The organism is Falsibacillus albus (genome assembly GCF_003668575.1).
Lineage (GTDB): Bacteria > Bacillota > Bacilli > Bacillales > DSM-25281 > Falsibacillus > Falsibacillus albus.
The window spans coordinates 1-18,073 of the sequence record NZ_RCVZ01000002.1; the positions used below are offsets into that span (position 1 = coordinate 1).

General features: G+C 39.8%; 21 protein-coding genes. 3 read left to right on the forward strand and 18 right to left on the reverse strand.

Annotated elements, in window-relative coordinates:
- Nucleotides 1–275 precede the first annotated feature (275 nt).
- The gene (locus tag D9X91_RS02635; protein ID WP_407644168.1) at nucleotides 276–737 is read left to right on the forward strand and encodes a YkyB family protein; all 462 of its coding nucleotides are present in this window, start codon (nucleotides 276–278) and stop codon (nucleotides 735–737) included.
- A 38-nt stretch (nucleotides 738–775) separates the two neighbouring features.
- On the opposite strand, the gene D9X91_RS02640 is transcribed toward D9X91_RS02635, so the two are convergent.
- From D9X91_RS02640 to corA, 4 genes are all read right to left on the reverse strand, one after another.
- Entirely contained in the window at nucleotides 776–1,327 is a 552-nt protein-coding gene (locus tag D9X91_RS02640) for an HD domain-containing protein (protein ID WP_158598219.1), read from the reverse strand.
- A 44-nt stretch (nucleotides 1,328–1,371) separates the two neighbouring features.
- Complete coding sequence (locus D9X91_RS02645) at nucleotides 1,372–2,271, reverse strand: chemotaxis protein (RefSeq protein ID WP_121679026.1); 900 nt, start codon at nucleotides 2,269–2,271, stop codon at nucleotides 1,372–1,374.
- Nucleotides 2,272–2,440: 169 nt separating this feature from the next.
- The gene (locus D9X91_RS02650; protein ID WP_121679027.1) at nucleotides 2,441–2,962 is read right to left on the reverse strand and encodes an RDD family protein; all 522 of its coding nucleotides are present in this window, start codon (nucleotides 2,960–2,962) and stop codon (nucleotides 2,441–2,443) included.
- An 81-nt stretch (nucleotides 2,963–3,043) separates the two neighbouring features.
- Nucleotides 3,044–4,039, reverse strand: coding sequence for a magnesium/cobalt transporter CorA (gene corA, locus D9X91_RS02655; RefSeq protein WP_121679028.1), 996 nt, complete (start codon nucleotides 4,037–4,039; stop codon nucleotides 3,044–3,046).
- Between the two features lie 365 nt (nucleotides 4,040–4,404).
- On the opposite strand from corA, the gene D9X91_RS02660 reads away from it, so the two are divergent.
- On the forward strand, nucleotides 4,405–5,559 hold the full coding sequence (locus D9X91_RS02660; RefSeq protein WP_121679029.1) for an aminotransferase A: 1,155 nt from the start codon (nucleotides 4,405–4,407) through the stop codon (nucleotides 5,557–5,559).
- Between the two features lie 51 nt (nucleotides 5,560–5,610).
- On the opposite strand, the gene D9X91_RS22685 is transcribed toward D9X91_RS02660, so the two are convergent.
- The 11 genes from D9X91_RS22685 to D9X91_RS02710 form a co-directional block, all read right to left on the reverse strand.
- Nucleotides 5,611–5,787, reverse strand: coding sequence for a hypothetical protein (locus D9X91_RS22685; RefSeq protein WP_199738067.1), 177 nt, complete (start codon nucleotides 5,785–5,787; stop codon nucleotides 5,611–5,613).
- Between the two features lie 42 nt (nucleotides 5,788–5,829).
- The gene (locus D9X91_RS02665) at nucleotides 5,830–6,705 is read right to left on the reverse strand and encodes an NAD(P)-dependent oxidoreductase (protein WP_267900796.1); all 876 of its coding nucleotides are present in this window, start codon (nucleotides 6,703–6,705) and stop codon (nucleotides 5,830–5,832) included.
- 413 nt (nucleotides 6,706–7,118) lie between these two features.
- A complete protein-coding gene (locus D9X91_RS02670) occupies nucleotides 7,119–7,901 on the reverse strand; it encodes an SDR family oxidoreductase (RefSeq protein WP_121679030.1) in 783 nt (260 codons plus the stop codon).
- Between the two features lie 259 nt (nucleotides 7,902–8,160).
- Nucleotides 8,161–9,879: a phosphoenolpyruvate--protein phosphotransferase gene (gene ptsP, locus D9X91_RS02675; RefSeq protein WP_121679031.1), complete on the reverse strand. Its 1,719-nt coding sequence runs from the start codon at nucleotides 9,877–9,879 to the stop codon at nucleotides 8,161–8,163.
- On the reverse strand, nucleotides 9,879–10,145 hold the full coding sequence (locus D9X91_RS02680; protein WP_121679032.1) for a phosphocarrier protein HPr: 267 nt from the start codon (nucleotides 10,143–10,145) through the stop codon (nucleotides 9,879–9,881). Before D9X91_RS02680 ends, ptsP begins: the two co-directional genes overlap by 1 nt.
- 337 nt (nucleotides 10,146–10,482) lie before the next feature.
- Nucleotides 10,483–10,746, reverse strand: coding sequence for a hypothetical protein (locus D9X91_RS02685; protein WP_121679033.1), 264 nt, complete (start codon nucleotides 10,744–10,746; stop codon nucleotides 10,483–10,485).
- A gap of 85 nt (nucleotides 10,747–10,831) precedes the next feature.
- A complete protein-coding gene (locus D9X91_RS02690; protein ID WP_121679034.1) occupies nucleotides 10,832–11,617 on the reverse strand; it encodes an ABC transporter permease in 786 nt (261 codons plus the stop codon).
- Nucleotides 11,618–11,629: 12 nt separating this feature from the next.
- The gene (locus D9X91_RS02695) at nucleotides 11,630–12,253 is read right to left on the reverse strand and encodes an ABC transporter ATP-binding protein (protein ID WP_121679035.1); all 624 of its coding nucleotides are present in this window, start codon (nucleotides 12,251–12,253) and stop codon (nucleotides 11,630–11,632) included.
- 62 nt (nucleotides 12,254–12,315) lie between these two features.
- Complete coding sequence (locus D9X91_RS02700; protein ID WP_121679036.1) at nucleotides 12,316–13,548, reverse strand: hypothetical protein; 1,233 nt, start codon at nucleotides 13,546–13,548, stop codon at nucleotides 12,316–12,318.
- Nucleotides 13,536–14,702: a DUF58 domain-containing protein gene (locus D9X91_RS02705; protein WP_121679037.1), complete on the reverse strand. Its 1,167-nt coding sequence runs from the start codon at nucleotides 14,700–14,702 to the stop codon at nucleotides 13,536–13,538. Before D9X91_RS02705 ends, D9X91_RS02700 begins: the two co-directional genes overlap by 13 nt.
- A gap of 5 nt (nucleotides 14,703–14,707) precedes the next feature.
- Entirely contained in the window at nucleotides 14,708–15,652 is a 945-nt protein-coding gene (locus D9X91_RS02710) for an AAA family ATPase (protein WP_121679465.1), read from the reverse strand.
- 117 nt (nucleotides 15,653–15,769) lie between these two features.
- On the opposite strand from D9X91_RS02710, the gene D9X91_RS02715 reads away from it, so the two are divergent.
- Nucleotides 15,770–16,144 (forward strand): PilZ domain-containing protein, encoded by a 375-nt coding sequence (locus D9X91_RS02715; protein ID WP_121679038.1) that lies wholly within the window; start codon nucleotides 15,770–15,772, stop codon nucleotides 16,142–16,144.
- A 44-nt stretch (nucleotides 16,145–16,188) separates the two neighbouring features.
- Here D9X91_RS02715 and D9X91_RS02720 read toward each other — a convergent pair whose 3' ends face one another.
- The 3 genes from D9X91_RS02720 to D9X91_RS02730 all read right to left on the reverse strand — a co-directional run bounded on the left by D9X91_RS02720 (nucleotide 16,189) and on the right by D9X91_RS02730 (nucleotide 18,066).
- Nucleotides 16,189–16,557, reverse strand: a complete 369-nt coding sequence (locus D9X91_RS02720) for a cbb3-type cytochrome c oxidase subunit I (protein WP_121679039.1) — start codon at nucleotides 16,555–16,557, stop codon at nucleotides 16,189–16,191.
- 87 nt (nucleotides 16,558–16,644) lie between these two features.
- Nucleotides 16,645–17,385, reverse strand: a complete 741-nt coding sequence (locus tag D9X91_RS02725) for a glucose 1-dehydrogenase (protein WP_121679040.1) — start codon at nucleotides 17,383–17,385, stop codon at nucleotides 16,645–16,647.
- Nucleotides 17,386–17,877: 492 nt separating this feature from the next.
- On the reverse strand, nucleotides 17,878–18,066 hold the full coding sequence (locus tag D9X91_RS02730) for an aspartyl-phosphate phosphatase Spo0E family protein (RefSeq protein ID WP_233569487.1): 189 nt from the start codon (nucleotides 18,064–18,066) through the stop codon (nucleotides 17,878–17,880).
- Between the last annotated feature and the right edge of the window lie 7 nt (nucleotides 18,067–18,073).

Genomic DNA, 18,073 nt, shown 5'->3' on the forward strand with positions numbered 1-18,073 from the left:
GACGGGCACCAGATTCCTGTTCTGATTCCCTTCATTTCGATTTCCGCTCGTGACGGGCATCTGACCTCCATGCTGATAACAAATAAAAGCTATAAACACAAGAAATTACAATAGGACATCCCTTTATATGGAGCTGTACATTGTAATTATGATCTTATATGTTTAGGTACAATTGGGTATTTAAGGGATTTTACCCAAATGAAGCTTTCCTTTAAAGTGAAAAAGTAGTATACTATAATCATGCATTAATATTAACGATGAAAGGAGTTTGCAGATTGAATTCTCACGAAAGAACCACCTCTATAAACACTACTACCCAAAACCTCGCCCGAGCCTTATTTACAGTCAACCGGCACGCAAAGACTGCGACTAACCCTAAATTCCTTTATAATTTGAAGAGACAAGCTATCTGTAAAATGATCAAAGAAGGAAAAGCGAAAAAAATCGGCCTGCATTTTTCTGAAAATCCAAAGTTTAGCAAACAGCAATCCGACGTTTTGGTTAAATGCGGCGAATATTTGTTTCATATCCCCCCTTCAAAGGATGACTTCGAAAACCTTACCCATCTTGGGCAATTGGATCACTCTACCCGCAACCCCAATTACCGCATGCCATTAAATCAAGCAAAAAAGCTGCTGCAGCAATACACAGGCTTTAAAGAAAAAACGGACAGCAAGCATAAAAAAAGCACGTATACAAAGCCGGTCTTCAAGAAATTGGGCGACAGCTTTTTTTAAGCTTTCTAAAATCCATATAACAAAAAGCTGTCCCTCTATTAGGACAGCTTTTTTAATTTAGCCAATACTTTCAAAAACTCCTCTAATAAATCTGATGGCTCATCATGTTTTCTGTATTTTTCAAGCTGTTCACCGATTTGTTGATAATACCAAACTTGCTGCGCCTTCCCACGTTTGAATGAAGACCACATTTCATCTCCCAATCGTTCATGATGTTTCAATAAGGATGATGCATTATCCAGCTTATCGGCAGTAATCAATGCTTTTTCTTCGAAGCTTGCGGTTTTTATGCTGTTGATGGTATGGAGCTTCCGAGCTTCCCAGTTCAGGCTTTTATCTTCTGTATTCGCCTTTACAAGCATGCTGACCTTATCTCCAAATACATTTGTAATTTCATCCATTGTGATAGGTGTATCCTCAACAACGTCATGCAAGTATCCAGCAGCAATACACTCTTTTGATAAACCCGATTCTTCCAGCAGCCTCGCCACATTTTCTGCATGAACAAAATACGGCTCATCACTTAACCTTCGCTTTTGACCTAAATGAGCCGTAAAAGCAAAGTCCCTGGCTTTTTGAATTAAATGCAATTCCCATCTCCCCCCATCAAATTTCTGAATCGATCGATATTAATTTAATTAATGAATTGATCAATTTTTAAGACAAGCTCGGCTATTTCAGGTTTACTCACCTGTCCATCCGCACCGACCATATCACCTTTATGCCTCAAGTCATCTGTGATTAATGATGAAAAGATCAGTACAGGAATTTTCGATAACTGCGGATTGGATTTGATTTTCTTGGTTAAATGATGACCATCCATCTGCGGCATTTCTAGATCAGTGATGACCAAATTCACATTCACTGCAGCTGAATCCCCCGCTTCTTCCAAGTAGGCGTAAGCATCCTTTCCATTTTCGAAGAATTCTACATTCACATAACCTGCTTCGGCTAATGTATCATGAAGGAGCTTTCTGAGCAGCGGTGAATCCTCTGCCACAATGATCTTTTTACCTGAGCGCTCTCTTCGTCCCAATTTTTTAACCTTTTCAATATTGATCCCAGAGCTTGGATCGATATCCAACAAAATTTTTTCAAAGTCAATCATAAGGACCATTTCATCATCCCTCTTTATGACCCCGACAATCTGGACTGTACTCCCTTGGTACATTTCAGAAGGCTTTTCAATTTGGTCCCAGGAAATCCTATGTATTCTCGTCACATGATCAACATGGAAGACCACTTTTTGTTTATTGAATTCGGATACAATATATTTCTCGTCTGAAGATCCACTCTTTTCATTTTCCATTTCTAATGCTTTGGCAAGGTTGACGACAGGAAGCACCTCTCCCCGCAGCTGAATGATCCCCTCAACAATCGGATGTGAATGGGGAATTTTTGTGACCGGGACGGGTTGGATGATTTCCTTTACTTTTATTACGTTGATCCCGAATGTATTATTCAAAATTTTAAATTCAATGATTTCCAATTCATTCGTACCGGATTCCAGCAATATTCCTTTTTCATTTTTCATGAAAACAAACTCCTCCTTCATGATTAATTCATTATTCTACATTTATTTACTATATCATGAAAAGAAAGGAATTTTTCATACTAAATCTCTTAAACATAGCAATTTGAACAAAAAAAGAGTACAAATTCTTTATGAATTCATACTCCATTTCCGATATGTTTCAGGTTAATTATAATTTTCGCACCACATATGTTCCTGCAATCAAATCATGCAATGCCTGTTTCTTTTCTGTAAATGCTGCGATTATGTAGCCAATCATCAGGATGGAAGATAAAAAACTCATTGCAAGCAGCCTTCCGAGAGCTCGCCAAAAGGAAATCCGATTTCCGGCTACATCTGTAACTTTAAGTCCAAGCAGGAGCTTTCCAGGGGTTGCTTGGTACTTGGATGCATGAAATCCCGCAAAATAAAATATAGAACAAAGTAAATTTAAGATCATTAAGAATGCGTATGTGGCTAACATGCCAACAACCTGCCCGTTTGTCAATTGCGGCTCTCCATAGCCCGTTTCATTAACAGCATCGAAAAAGCCTGTTGGTACAAAAAACATGATTACAATCAGCACATTGATGATGCCAAGCGGAATGCCTAAAATCAGGCTATCGATTACATAGGCTCCAAACCGGACCCAAAAACCTGCATATGCCGGCTTTTTTTCATAAGAAAACTCTTGATTTTCTGCAGCCTCCATTGAAAAAAACCTCCATTTTTACCAAAATAAAGCAATAGAGAAAAATCATCTCCCACACATTATAATATAAATTGTAATAAGTTACTTTATTTTAATTAATCTTTTCTTTTTCTTTTTTCTCCTGCCAAACCGAAGCCAGCCTATTTTGACAAACATCATGAACATCATTGCGGCGATAAGGAACATAATCCCCAACACTACAAAATAAGAGTACTTCCATCTTAATTCAGGCATGTATTGAAAATTCATCCCATATAGCCCCGCTATGAAAGTCAATGGCATGAATATGGTTGTAATGACAGTCAACGTCATCATGATATTATTCATTTTGTCTGAATTGATGGAAAGATAGCTGTCTCTGACATCTGCTGAAAATTCACGATACGATTCAAGCATTTCCACAAGCTTGATCAGGTGATCATACACATCTTGAAAGTATAGCTGTTGATCTTTCAGGAAAGACATCCGATCAGAATGAAGAATGCGGTAAAGCAGATCCCTCATGGGCAGGAGCGATCTTCGGAGCTTGGACATTTCATGCCTGATATCAAACAATTTGTCCATCAATTCATTAATCGTTTCTTCTTCTGTATTATCCTCTATTACATTGAGCCGGTCTTCAATTTGATAGACTGGCGGAAAGAAATCATCGACAAGCTTATCGACAATGGCGTGCATGATTGAAAAAGGACTTTGGGAAGCACTGTCTTTCTTTTTCAATTGATCCCACAAATTATTGAGTTCTCTTACTGGTTTTTTATGTACTGTGACAATATATTTCTCGTTAATGAAAAGGTCCACCTCATAAGGGTCCAAACTTGAGACGTTCAGTGCGTGAAGGACAATGAAAAAATATTGATCATAAAAATCGATTTTCGGCCGCTGGCTGAAACCGTCCAGGCAGTCTTCGATAGCCAATGGGTGAAAATGAAACACCTTCGATAATTGTTTTGCTTCATTGTTGTTTGGGTTGGAAAAATCCACCCAATACCATTTTACATTTTTGTCTTTTACTGCACGGAGAGGGACGTCATACTTGATGGTACCATCCTGCAGACAGGTGCAAGTCCTGATCATGAAGCAGCTCCTTTACATTTCTTTTATTTTTGAATGTTTTATAATATTGTTTAAATTTCCATTTTTCACTAATTATTCTTCATGTGATGTTGGTTGGAGTAGAAGGTGCGGGACTCCGTAGAGATCAGCAGGCAAGGATCCCCCAGCGGAGCAAGGAGACTCATCGCCTGCCCTTCGGAAAGCGAGCAACCTGCAGGGAAAACAAGCTTGCACAAGTTTTGACGAATAGCAACAAGCTTTAGGAAAAGATAAAGTCTATCTTTTCTTTCTTTAACCCAAATGAATCACTTTTAACCTTTTTTTGCATGAATCCTTAAATTTAATGGTAGAATGAACGTACTAATATGCAGGAAGGAAGAATCCTCATGGAACACTTATTGAATCAGACTGTTAAAAACATCGAAATTTCAGGCATCAGAAAATTTTTCAATATGGTCAATGATTTCGATGATTTGGTTTCCTTAACGATCGGCCAACCAGATTTTCACACACCCCTACATATAAAAGAAGCTGGAGAATCGGCCATTCAGGAAAACTTCACTTCATACACCCATAATGCAGGGTATTTTTCTTTAAGGGAAGCTGCCTGTGATTTTGTAAAAGAAAAGTACGGACTTACATACGATCCAAATTCAGAAGTAATCGTGACCGTAGGTGCCAGTCAGGCGCTGGACATAGCCCTTAGAACAATTTTATCAAAGGGAGATGAAGTAATCATCCCCGGCCCTGTTTATCCTGGCTATGAGCCGCTTATCCGACTAAGCGGAGGGGTCCCGGTATATACTGATATTTCAAAGAATAAATTTCGAATGTCAGCAAAATTAATCAACGAGCAGATCACGGAAAAGACCAAATGCATCATACTTCCATATCCCTCAAACCCCACGGGAGTAAGTCTTTCAAAAGAAGAACTACTGGAAATTTCCGAATTGATCAAAGGGAAAGAAATCTTTATTCTAGCAGATGAAATATACAGTGAAATAGTATATGAACAGAATCATGTCAGCATTGCCAAGTTTTTAAGGGAGCAAACCATCCTGATCAATGGTTTATCCAAGTCCCATGCAATGACCGGATGGAGGATTGGGTTGTTATTCGCCCCATCAATCATTGCAAGACATATTCTGAAGGTGCATCAATATAATGTATCCTGTGCATCTTCGATTTCTCAGAAGGCTGCCCATGAAGCATTGGCCAATGGCAAATATGATGCAGTGGCTATGACGGATGAGTATAAAGAGCGGAGGGATTACGTATACGAGCGTCTGATGAACATGGGACTCGAAACAGTCCTTCCTGAAGGAGCTTTTTATTTTTTTGTTAAAATTCCGGAAACCATTAAGGAATCTTCCTTTGATTTCGCCGTCAAACTTGCCAAAGAAGGAAAATTGGCGGTTGTGCCGGGTAGTGCGTTTTCCAAGTATGGTGAAGGGTTTTTCAGGATATCCTACGCATGTGCTATGGAAACGTTGAAAGATGGCTTGGACAGGCTTCAAAGGTTTTTAGAATTGCATGAATAGCAAAAAGGCAAGGCGGAAGATTGAATTTCGCCTTGCCTTTTTAGTGAAACCCTATTTTTGATATTCCCCGTTATTTTTAGGGGCTTTTTCTTTTTTGGCTTTATCCTTATGGATTTTATTTGCTGCGGCGCTGCCAAATTCATGGGCAAATTCCTGGTTTAATACAGCAGAATCAAATCCTTTTTTATTTTTTTGATCTGCATCATTTTTTTTCGTACGTTTGGCCATACTTTTCCCTCCTTTTTTTTAGTTTGAGGGGTTGGACCATTTTTATTCATTTGAAAGCCAATATTTTATCAATGCCTGTGTTCCGCTATTTTCCTCACCATCATTACTTAGTTCCTCGTACATTTGCTTGGCCATTTTCAAACCTGGAAGCTTTAAATCCATTTTTTCGGCTTCTTCCAAGGCGATGCTCATATCCTTAATAAAATGCTTAATAAAGAATCCCGGTGAATAATCTTCTTTTAAGATTCGTGGAGCCAAATTGGATAGCGACCAGCTGCCGGCGGCTCCAAATGATATGCTTTCCAGCACAGTCCCGGCATTCAAACCTGCTTTCTCAGCATAAACCAATGCTTCACACACTCCAATCATATTGGAAGCGATGGCGATTTGATTGCACATTTTCGTATGCTGTCCGCTTCCAGCCCCACCTTGATAAACAATATTTTTCCCCATTGCACGGAATACTTCCCCCGCTGAACGGAAAGCCTCTTCATCACCGCCTGCCATGATGGTGAGCGTTCCATTTTTGGCTCCAATGTCACCACCGGATACAGGTGCATCTATTGCATGCATCCCCTTTTCCAATGCTTCCTTGTAAATTTTCTTGGCAAGAGTCGGGGTTGAAGTGGTCATATCAGCAAGTATTGTCCCAGGTTTGGCATTTGCGATAATTCCCTCAGCACCAAAATAAATGTCCTCTACATCTTTTGGATAGCCAACCATGGTAATGACCATATCTACTTGACTGGATAGATCCTTAATCGTATCGCACCAAAACGCACCTTCCTCCACCAGAACCTTTCCTTTTGAGTGCGTGCGATTATATATGTATACAGAATAACCTTCATTTATAAGGTTTCTCACCATTCCTTGACCCATGACACCAGTTCCAATGAAGCCTATTGTTCTTAATTCCAATGCTTTCACCCTTTCAAAATGGTTGGAAAATCATCATTGTTGAAATTCACTTTATATTAATTTTATCAGGTTTCATCCTTTGAAAAAAAAAAAGAGCCTGTTTTCACAGGCTCAAAAAAAGGGGGGTATGTGAGAAATCTCCAACTTTATGCTTGGTTATAGTATACCCCCTGCTAACTTGTTCAAACCTTTTTTTATATTTTTTTTTGCTCTCTTAAACACCGCTGTTGATTTCCGTCCAAGCCTTAGCTTTCCGTGGTCTCTAGGACTCCTCTTATCACGCAGGACATGGAATCAACGCCGCACGAAGAAGCATAATGTACGAGTCTACGACTAGCACTCCAATCAACATCTGGAAAGAGATAAAATCCGCCTATTTTTTTGATCCTATCCTAGTACCGTTTCAAAGAGCCTTATATGGATTTCACCATACCGCCATCGACCATGAAGGTACTTCCGGTCATATATGTATTTGAACTGGATGCCAAGAATACAATCACTTTGGCAAATTCATCAGGGGTCCCATAACGCCCCAATGGAATATTGCTTTTCATCCGTTCCTTGAACTGGTCAATATGCATCCCGATTTTTTCAGCATTCAAATCGTCCAAATGTTTGACTCGGTCAGTGTCAATCCTACCAGGTGCTACAGTATTGATTAAAATATTATACGGGGCCAATTCTTGTGCCAACGTTTTAGTCAGTCCTGCGATACCCGTTCGGAATGTATTGGACAAAATGAGACCTGGTATAGGTTCCTTGATTGAGGAGGAAGCAATATTGATGATGCTGCCACCAGCATCTTTCATCAATGGCAGTACTTCTCGGATCATTCGAACATAGGAAAGCAGGTTCAACTCAAAGGCATACTGCCATTCATCATCGCTCAGCTCATCAAATTTCCCTGCAGGAGGTCCACCAGAATTATTTATTAAGATATCAATTGATCCACTTTTTTTCCCTGCCCACTGGACAAGACTTTTAATTTGCTCATATTTTGTAATGTCACAAGGAAAGTAAGCCACCCTTCCGTCTAATCCTGATAAATCGGCTGCAGCCTGTGCCAGTTTTTCTTCATTCCGGCTCGTCAATATGACATTGGCACCTTCTCTAAGAAGTGCTTCCGCGATCGCTTTTCCCAGCCCTTGACTTGATGCAGCCACTAGCGCATTCTTCCCTTTTAGGTTGAGCTCCATTCTATCCCCCCATTTCTATCTTCATTATAACTGAAGTGAAAGGTCATGGCTGAAAATAACTCTTTAAAAAAGCGCTTACATGTTATATAATACGTTTTGCAAACCTTTTCATTTGAAAATAAAAAAAGAGTGGAGCATGAAGCTCCACCCAAAAATAGGGGGAAATGAGAATAAAAAAGCTTAAAGTCTTACCATTGTGCTTGTTTATTTCATACCCTCAAAATTATAACTGTACACCTGAATTTATGTGACAAATAAATTACAGTTCAGTAACTTTTTTTACAGCTTCAATTACTTCATCATTCGTGTGAAGCTGCAATACGTCATTGGCAAGTTCTTTCATTTCTTTGTGGTTCAAACGAGAAATTTGGGAACGGGCCTTTAAAATCGAAGTGGCGCTCATTGAAAATTCATCCAATCCTAACCCTAATAGAATTGGAATTGCAATTTCATCGCCAGCCATTTCTCCGCACATACCTGCCCATTTGCCTTCCTTATGCGCAGCATCAATTACCATTTTCACTAAGCGAAGGATGGCTGGGTTGTATGGCTGATAAAGGTAAGATACTCTTTCATTCATGCGATCTGCTGCCATTGTATATTGGATAAGGTCGTTAGTCCCAATGCTGAAGAAATCGACTTCCTTAGCAAAAAGATCCGCCATGACTGCGGTAGAGGGGATTTCGACCATGATGCCAACTTCAATGTTGTCTGCAGTCTTTACACCAGTTTCATTAAGCTTAGCCTGTTCTTCAGAAAGAATGGCTTTCGCTTCCCGGAACTCATTTAAAGTTGAAATCATCGGGAACATGATTTTTAGATTTCCATAAATACTTGCTCGCAGCAGCGCCCTCAATTGTGTTCTGAAAATATCCTGTTCTTCCAGACACAGCCTGATGGCACGGAATCCTAAAAACGGATTCATTTCTTTAGGCAGGTTAAGATATGGAAGCTCCTTATCGCCACCGATGTCCAATGTACGAACGACAACCGGCTTTCCTTCCATTCCCTCAAGGACTGCTTTATAAGCGGAAAATTGTTCATCCTCCGTAGGAAGTTCGTCTCTTCCCATATAAAGAAATTCTGTACGATATAGTCCTACCGCTTCTCCGCCATGTTCTGTTACTCCTTTTAAATCTTTCGGAGTCCCGATATTTGCGCCAAGCTCGACATGGTGACCATCATTGGACACTGTCGGCTCATTTACAAGCTTCGCCCATTCGGCCTTTTGCGCTTCATATTTTTCGTGTTCCTTCTTATACTGATCGATGACTTCTGGTGTCGGATTGATATGTACCTCACCATTTAGTCCATCCACAATGACCAAGTCGCCGTTTTGAATCTCATCAGTGACGGATTTGGTCCCGACTACGGCAGGGATTTCCATAGATCTCGCCATAATCGCAGAATGGGATGTCCTTCCACCGATATCAGTGGTAAATCCTTTAACGAATTGACGATTTAATTGAGCAGTGTCAGATGGAGTCAAATCTTCCGCAATAATGATCACTTCTTCGGCGATCATGCTTGGATTGACAACTTGTACACCCAATAAATGGGACAGTACACGTTTCGTTACATCACGGATATCCGCTGCCCTTTCCTTCATATATTCGTTATCCATCGATTCGAACATGGATACAAACATATCCGCAGTTTCTTTAAGAGCAACTTCAGCATTTACAGCTTCGGTTTTAATCTTGTCTTCAATCGGTGTCAATAGCTCTGGATCGCTTAAAACGAGAAGATGCGCTTCAAAAATTGCCGCTTTATCTTCACCCAAATCAGTTTTAGCTTTATCCCTGATTGCTTCCAATTCGGATTTTGAGGTTGCAATCGCTTGCTGAAAGCGGGAAACCTCTTGCTCCTTATCAGAAATTTCTTTTTTCTCAAAGCTTAAATCAGGTTCTACTAAACGATAGGCTTTTGCAATTGCGATGCCGTTAGAAGCGGCAATTCCCTTTAAGATACTTGACATTACTCAGCTAAACCTTCATTTTTTAAAGTTTCTTCCAAGCTGTTCAATGCATCCTGCTCATCATTGCCTTCAGCGATGATTGTGATTTCAGCATCCTTGCCAACACCAAGAGACATAACACCCATGATTGATTTCAAATTCACTTTTTTACCTTTGAATTCCAAATGTACTTCAGAATTGAACTTGCTTGCTGTTTGAACTAAAAGTGTAGCCGGGCGTGCATGGATTCCAGTTTCTGCTTTTACAGTAAATTGCTTTTGTACCATATTTATCTACTCCTTTATTCATATATAAATAATGCTCGCTTCATTAAATTATCCAATCTTGAAGAATTCGTCAACACATAACTTTATAAAGGCAAGCAATTAATTTTGAAAGGAATACCCTTTCAACTTTTAAGAATAGCATGTACACCTATGTAAGACAATTGTAATGCTCACTTTTTTAGTATTTCAATTCTTGGAAGAACTTATGAATGGATCCAAAAACTATTTTATCAGCAACTGAATTAACAAATTCCAACTGCCTTTGATTTAAAAAATAAAAACGGGATTGCATGAGGTTCTATCCCCTATTACATCCCGTCTTTTTAATTCTCTTAAATTATTTTGTCAATCGATAATGCTTCCCTTTGCTTAAAACATTATAAGATACCCTGAGTTTGATCAGCGTCGCCTTCAGCGTGGTCTCAACATCGGAATCCAGATCCGTATATACGTTTGCCAGGTCAAGTACGGATCTGGCCAAAAGCTCGATTGCATATTGAAGTTCTTTTTCATTAAAATCATTTTGTTCTTTCATCAGCATTTGCAATAATTCATTTACAGTGGATTTGACTCTAGCAGCCTGTTCCATTTCACGCTTCATTACATCCATCCCCCAACAAATCCATTTTTGGAAGTATATTTAATCCCTTCAAAAAATAGAACAAGAAAGAGAACAGCTTATTTCCCTATACACCCAATTGTGCATATTTATTGAATAAGAATCTAGTGATCAGCCATATAAAAATAATGACCGTCAAGGAAACACTTCCTAAAATCCCCAATAGGATGGCGATTTGGTATTCAATTGCCACGAGCGGACTGACGCCTGATAAAATCTGGCCGGTCATCATTCCCGGTAGAAAGACGATCCCCATCCCGACCATATTATTGATTGTTGGAAGGATGGCGGAATCGAATGCATTATCGACAAATGGTTTTATCGCTGTTTTTGGTGTTGCGCCAAGCATCAGTGCACCTTCAATTTTTTCCTTTTGATCACGGATGCTTTGCAGCAAATTCTTTGCACCTAGCGTTATTCCAGTCATTGAATTTCCAACTATCATGCCTGCAATGGGAATGAAATAACGCGGTGAGTACCATGGGACGAAATGTACGACGATAATATTAAAGTAAAACAAGCTAATTAAGGTGCCGCCTGCCATGGAAACAGCGATTGTTTTCTTAAAGATTGATGGGATATGACCATTCATTTGCTTATAAACATTATATATGGCGAACGTTTCCATGATCGCGATAATCAACAACGTCAGCAATGGATGGGGATGATCAAAGATAAAAATCAGGATATATCCCGCCATGACCAATTGAAGCGTCATCCGCAATGTTGCAATGACAATCTGTCTTTCTCTGGAGATCTTTCTGATTTTGACGATGATGATTAGTATGATGACAAATACATAAGCGGCCAATAAACGCCAAAATTCTATATCAATAATCCCTTTTGATTCCATGATGACTCCTTTCTAATGCTCTTGTTTATCCATTTTGATCATACGTTCGCCGAATCTTTCTGCAATCATCTTTGAGTGGGTCACCATGACAACCGCTGATCCCTGTGATTTGGCCCGATTCAAGAATTCCGTCATCACATCAAATGCGGTTTCATCATCAAGTGCTGAAGTAGGTTCATCCAAGAGGTAGACTTCAGGCTTCATCAACAGCACTCTTCCCAACGCAACCCGTTGTTTTTCCCCTCCAGATAATGTTTCGATGCTTTGACTTAGCTTCAAGGTTTGCAGTGAAAAAGCCCTTAGAATCGAATCCAATTCTTTCAAAGAGGCATCATCTTTTTCAGAAAGCCGCAATCCTTTCTGCAGATTATCTTCAATGGACCCCGGGAAGACAAGAGGCTGCTGGGCTAACATTACTACTTTTCTCCTCAAATTCACCGAGTCGATATCCCGAATATTTTCTCCTTTGTAAAGAATTTCTCCTTTGTCCGGCAATATCATTTGGTTCAGGAGTTTTAGGAGGGTCGATTTGCCTGCCCCGCTTTCACCTACGATACAAGTGATTTCCTTCTTTTCAATCCGCATATCTTCAATCCTTAAAATATGTTGATATTGAACATTATGGAGTGAAAACATCGGCACCGCCCCTTTCTTCCTTTTAGTGTTGCCAATGGCCGCACTTTATTTCCTACTGAAACCTATTTTCTTTTCTTGATCTCTTCTTTCAGACTTTTGATGGAAGTTTCAAATTGAACTAACTCATCTTTTGTTATTGTTTCATGACCATACCTGACCCTTTCGTAAATCCTCAAGGAATATTCGGGAAAATGCAGTCTATTGTTCAATACCCAATCTCTGAATGTTTCATTCTTTTTCTTCTTAATGCTTTTGTTGGCAGCAAGCTTATTCATTTTCAAGGCCATTTGCCTGACTTTATTTTCAGCTTTGGAATAGTGATAGCGATTGATTTTTTCTTGAAAGAAAGTATTTTTTAATTTCTTTGAAAGTGTCGGAAACTCATCATTTGGACTAATTGTGTTTGAAATCTCGAACTTCCAATGTCGATATTTATATACAGTAATGATGACAACCGCGATCACCAGCAACACAAAGAACACCTCAAGCCACTCACCATTTGATGCATTTTGAAACACTTCATGTTCTTGATTGTTTTTGTCTGTTGAATCATCTTGGATGGCTTTCTCTAGTTTTTTAGACCACCCTTTTGATAGTAATTTATCAATGACCCATTCAATGATCGGAATAGTAGCAAAAGATAACACTCGGATTATGAGTATTAAGAGGCCGTTTACGCCATTATGGAAATATTGACTGAAGTATATGACACCAAAGACTATAGACAGAAAGATTCCAATAAAAGCAAGGCTTTGCAGAATGAAGGGTCCAAAGGGTTTACTCTGATCAGGGCCGGATATCCACTTTTCCATGAAGGAACCATATGTATACACGAAGACCTGGAGCAAAAGAAGCATCAGAATCCAATCTTCTCCACTCGGACTGAATCCCTTTGACAAAAAGTACTCGCATATGCCCATGAACAAAGCAGTATATAAAACAGTGGTTGAATCCAATTCAAATAATGAATCCTGTACAATCGTTTTCAACCGGGCATACATAAATAAAGAAACGGCCAAAATAATCCACCAGTCTATTCCCATAGCCATTCCGGCTGCAGCCTGCAATGGAATCGAGATAAGAAGGATGCTTGGCTTATTTATCCTGGTCAGCAGCAACAGCATCGCCAATACGCTTATGCTGACGGATAGCAAGATCGGCGCAGCCATATATTCATGCTTGTTGATAAAGAGAAACGGCATCAAAAACAAGAGCAGCAGAATGGTTTCAGCTGTGATTTTAAACATCACCCGGACTATGAGCTCGCGGCTCCTGGTATTTTTTACGATATCCAAAGTCGGTCAACTCCTTTTACCGTATTCCCTTTTACTTGAGTCGGCCTGATTCCTTTTTTCATAAACAGTTGGATTACGGCGTTGGCGTCCGAAGGGATTTCACCTAAAATGATGATCGTTGAAACCCTATGATTTTTTTTGTTCTCATGAAAAAGCATGCTGCTAAAAGGAAATGGGAAAGAATCCACAGAAATAACTGCAAGCATTTCCATGGCCTTTTGCCTTTGTTTCGGCCCTTCTCCCAGCGGAAGCAAAAAATAAGGATTATCTCCAAACGAACGGAGATTCACCAATAGTGAAAATGGAATCTCCTTTATGAATGCAGTATTTACAAGAAAAGCTGCCTGTTCGATCATCTCCTCCAAATCAGCGACGACTGAATGCCTATCTATTACATTGAGCACAATGATCCAGGACATTTCAGTTGTTTTTTCAAAGATTTTCGTCTGCAATTCATTTGTCCTTGCAGTAGCTTTCCAATGAATGTTTTGAAATCCATCCCCGCTTCTATACTCTCTTGTCCCGATCGTCTGCAAAGGATCAGAAAATAAAGATTGTGGGGATGGGTGAAAGCCTGTAACCATCCGCTCATTCTCCACATCCCCATTGACTTCCCTTTGTAGGGGATACACGATGATTTCCTGTTTGAATATCTCATTGAATTCCAAAATAGCCGTTTCACTGCCAAAAAGACTTGGAATCATCAATTCAATTTTTCTGATTCTTGCTAGACCTCTTTTCACTGTTTCTATAGGTATCGTCACTTCTTTCTCTTCGTTGGGAAAGACAGCAAATGGGATACTGACTTCAGCCAAATCGGAATGAACCGTGAATTCCGTACCTGTAGGCTGAATATTGGCATCGAATGCAATGGTCAAGCTGCCTTTAAAGATGGGGATGAGCCCATTTCTAAATGAAAGTTTCCAGCTTGTCTGCTCTCCAGGAAAGACCCTGATACTCTTCATTTCATTTATTAGAGTCAGGCTCTTGTGTATGCTTTTTAAATAAAAAATACTCAAATGAAAAAATAGCAAGAAAAGACAAAACACCGCCAACAGTAAATACTGATATAGAAAAAAAGCCATGATGGCAAAAATGATGAATACAATCCTGGTCCTTGACAATTGTCCGTCAATGATATCCGTTTTCCACATCCCCGTTATGCCCCCGATTCTACGGGTGCATCCACACTATTTAAAATTTCTTTGAAAATTTCATCGGTTGACCTTGTGAGCGATGATTCTGGTGTTAAATGCAGCCTATGAACGAGGACATTAGGTGCAAGACTTTTCACATCCTCAGGGATCACATAATTCCTGCCTCGAATAAAAGCAGCACCTTGAGCCGCTTTTACGAGAGCAAGGGCGGCCCTTGAGCTTACTCCGAGTTCAAGGGCTGGATGATCCCTTGTAGACTGGACGATGTATAATATGTAGTTTTCAATGTCTTCTGAAACAATTACCTGCTTAACCTTCGTTTTCAGTTCATTTATTTGTTCCACCGTCAATACTTCGTTTATTGCCTCAAGAGGGTTTTCTGATCGAAATCTCTTTAATATTTCCTTCTCTTCTTGAAAACTAGGGAATGGGATACTTATTTTCATAAAGAAGCGATCCAGCTGGGCTGCAGGGAGAGGAAACGTCCCTTGCTGGGATTCAACCGGATTTTGGGTGGCAATGACCATGAAAGGTTCTTCCATCTTCAATGTTTCCCCGTCTATCGTCACCTGTCTTTCTTCCATCACTTCCAGCAGGCTGGATTGAGTGCGGGGAGTTGCACGATTGATTTCGTCCGCCAAAAGGATATTTGTCATGACCGGACCGGGCCTGAGCTGAAAGTCCTTCGTCTGCGGATTGAAGTACTGGATACCGGTTATATCGCTCGGCAGTACATCGGGGGTGAATTGAATTCTTCTAAACTGTGATTTGATGCACCTTGCAAATGTTTTTGCAAGCAATGTCTTGCCTGTTCCCGGAACACTTTCCAAAAGCAAATGCCCCCCTTGCAATAAACCTATCACCAATAGTTCAATATCATTCTCACGACCTACCATGACTCGATTCATTTCATTCTTTAATCGCTCTATCTCTCTTTCCAGCCCCATCATTTCTTAACATCCCCTCTTTTTTTCAGTATAATAACAATATAATAATTATTTAAAAAAATCTATTATTTATTCAATATTTTGGAAAATACCACTCATATAAAAGAGGGATCAACGATGCAATTTAAGCGGAAAGAACCGTTCCGGTATTCTTTTACATCTCCCATTCAAGGCTCTTTCAGGCTTTTCATCGAAAAGGATAAAGAGCTAATAGAAACAAAAGAAGGGAATATGGAGATTATAGACCTCAGTCCGAAGGGGATTAAATTTCGGTCCAAGTTGAATATTCCAGTGGAACGAACGGATTTGCACCTGCATATCACTTTTGTAATCAACGAAAAAGCAATCGAATTCGTTGGAAAACTAAAATGGAAAAGACAAAGTGCCACCGATTTCATTTATGGCGTATCTTCGTTTGGAGATGACAATCTTGCTGAAGATATCGTACGCGAATTGAAATCATTCTCGAAAAAAAAAATAGACGAGTCCTGATCCGAATGCGCCATGCACTTCGGAACAGACCTCGTCTATATTTATTATGATTTTAAGTTTTTAAGGATATGGAATACAAAAATCAGTACACCCAATGCTGTGATGGTGGCACCAGCCGCGATTCCAACAACGTAGACATCCTTGTCTGATAACAAGTATCCTGCTAGGGCGGCCATCATTACCGGGAGACCTATATTATGAAGCCAAAAATGCCATTTTGCCAGCGGCGACTCTGTTAAGTATGGAAATTGATGGTAGATCAACCCTGCAAGCGTCAGCGCCGTCCATCCCAGAAGATTGATATGAACATGGACAGGAGTCAAATCATATGAATGGACAGTTGACATATAATACCCAAGCAAAACGCCTAAACCAAAGTAAACAGATGAAATCTTGATTAATTTAATCCCCATATTTCACCTCCTAATATCATACTTCATTATATTAAGAGGTGTATTTCATATATCCCTGATTTATGAAAAAAAAAGAAAAATAATACCTCAATGTTCATAGATCATTTTTCTTGTCATTCCTCCATCTACAACCAAATTGATGCCTGTAACGAAGTCGTTTGCCGGATCGGCTAAATATAGGCAAGCCTTTGCTACATCTTCAGGCTTACCGACTCTATTTGCGGGATGCTGTCCGTGATCAACTTCACGTAATTCTTCATAGCTGCTCGTTTCAATCCAGCCAGGGCTGATTGCATTGACGCGAATGCCATAGTTGCCAAGCGTTATGGCCAAAGCATGAGTCAATGATGAAATACCGCCTTTTGAAGCAGAATACGCCTCCGTATTTGCCTCTGATTGAAACGCTCTGGTCGAGGCAACATTCACAATCGTTCCACCTGTTTCTTTCATATATTTCGCAGCTTCGCGGGAGCAGTAAAAGACACTGCTTAAGTTGTTGTTGATTATTTCGTTCCAATCCACTTCTGTCACTTCCCAAATGGATTGAAACTTAGATGCGCCGGCATTGTTGATCAAAATATCAATTTTTCCGTATTCATCCGCAATACTTTTCATTACTTTTGATGCTTCATCGAGTCTGGAAAGGTCGGCTTGTACAAATTGAACATTCAATTTCTGCTGTTTTAGTTCATCTAGGGTTTTGTTCCCTTCATCCAAATTCCGATCAATAAAAATGACGGTACCATCCGCCTGTGCAAAAGCTTTAGCAATACCTTTTCCTATTCCTTGTGCACCGCCAGTGACGACTACTATTTTCTGATTGAACATTTTTTCACATCCTCTCTCCTTATATTTAACACATTTTGGGGCATTTCAATCAGATTTACAAAAAAAACTGCCTATTTCGGCAGCCAACTGGCTCTAGACAAATTCTAAGAAATTGACTTTTCTATTAAACAAGTGTTTTTGCTTATTAGCGTAGTTTAATTTACTTAGCGGGCTGTCTGAAATCTATTTATTTTTTAATGTTTTTTGATGGAAATTCATTAATGGTTGTTGATTGGAGCAGAAGGTGCCAGACCCCGCAGCGGAGAGAAGGGGTTGGGCGGATGTTCGATTAAGTTCGGCACGTCGTGTGCCAACATCGAACAACCTCACTTCGTGTGAGGCCCCTCGGAAAGCGAGCATCCTTCTGCGGAAATCAACTTCAATCTATCTTTTGTCTCAGAAAAACCATAAAATGGTCCGAGATTACATTCACGATTCTCTTTTTTGTCTTCAAACTTAAAGAGGCTGCCCAACTCGGACAGCCTCTTCCAATCAAGGTTCTTTAATGAATGAGGTGGGATCAGGAATAAGTCCATCGTCTATTTGATAATGAACGTTCAATAATTCATCCAATTCCTGACTCAGCTTAACTGTATCTTGATTTGAAAAACCGTTGATCAAACCGGATTCGATCATTTCTCCCCGTTTCTCTTCAATCAGGATAGCTAAGTGGAGTTTCAATTTTCCC

Coding starts and splice junctions, on each gene's coding strand:
- D9X91_RS02645 (WP_121679026.1), bottom strand. CDS start 2,271: ATGAAAAATGAAAAAGGAATATTGCTGGAATCCGGTACGAATGAATTG.
- D9X91_RS02650 (WP_121679027.1), bottom strand. CDS start 2,962: ATGGAGGCTGCAGAAAATCAAGAGTTTTCTTATGAAAAAAAGCCGGCA.
- corA (WP_121679028.1), bottom strand. CDS start 4,039: ATGATCAGGACTTGCACCTGTCTGCAGGATGGTACCATCAAGTATGAC.
- D9X91_RS02660 (WP_121679029.1), top strand. CDS start 4,405: ATGGAACACTTATTGAATCAGACTGTTAAAAACATCGAAATTTCAGGC.
- D9X91_RS22685 (WP_199738067.1), bottom strand. CDS start 5,787: ATGGCCAAACGTACGAAAAAAAATGATGCAGATCAAAAAAATAAAAAA.
- D9X91_RS02670 (WP_121679030.1), bottom strand. CDS start 7,901: ATGGAGCTCAACCTAAAAGGGAAGAATGCGCTAGTGGCTGCATCAAGT.
- ptsP (WP_121679031.1), bottom strand. CDS start 9,879: ATGTCAAGTATCTTAAAGGGAATTGCCGCTTCTAACGGCATCGCAATT.
- D9X91_RS02680 (WP_121679032.1), bottom strand. CDS start 10,145: ATGGTACAAAAGCAATTTACTGTAAAAGCAGAAACTGGAATCCATGCA.
- D9X91_RS02685 (WP_121679033.1), bottom strand. CDS start 10,746: ATGAAGCGTGAAATGGAACAGGCTGCTAGAGTCAAATCCACTGTAAAT.
- D9X91_RS02690 (WP_121679034.1), bottom strand. CDS start 11,617: ATGGAATCAAAAGGGATTATTGATATAGAATTTTGGCGTTTATTGGCC.
- D9X91_RS02695 (WP_121679035.1), bottom strand. CDS start 12,253: ATGTTTTCACTCCATAATGTTCAATATCAACATATTTTAAGGATTGAA.
- D9X91_RS02705 (WP_121679037.1), bottom strand. CDS start 14,702: ATGTGGAAAACGGATATCATTGACGGACAATTGTCAAGGACCAGGATT.
- D9X91_RS02710 (WP_121679465.1), bottom strand. CDS start 15,652: ATGGGGCTGGAAAGAGAGATAGAGCGATTAAAGAATGAAATGAATCGA.
- D9X91_RS02715 (WP_121679038.1), top strand. CDS start 15,770: ATGCAATTTAAGCGGAAAGAACCGTTCCGGTATTCTTTTACATCTCCC.
- D9X91_RS02720 (WP_121679039.1), bottom strand. CDS start 16,557: ATGGGGATTAAATTAATCAAGATTTCATCTGTTTACTTTGGTTTAGGC.
- D9X91_RS02725 (WP_121679040.1), bottom strand. CDS start 17,385: ATGTTCAATCAGAAAATAGTAGTCGTCACTGGCGGTGCACAAGGAATA.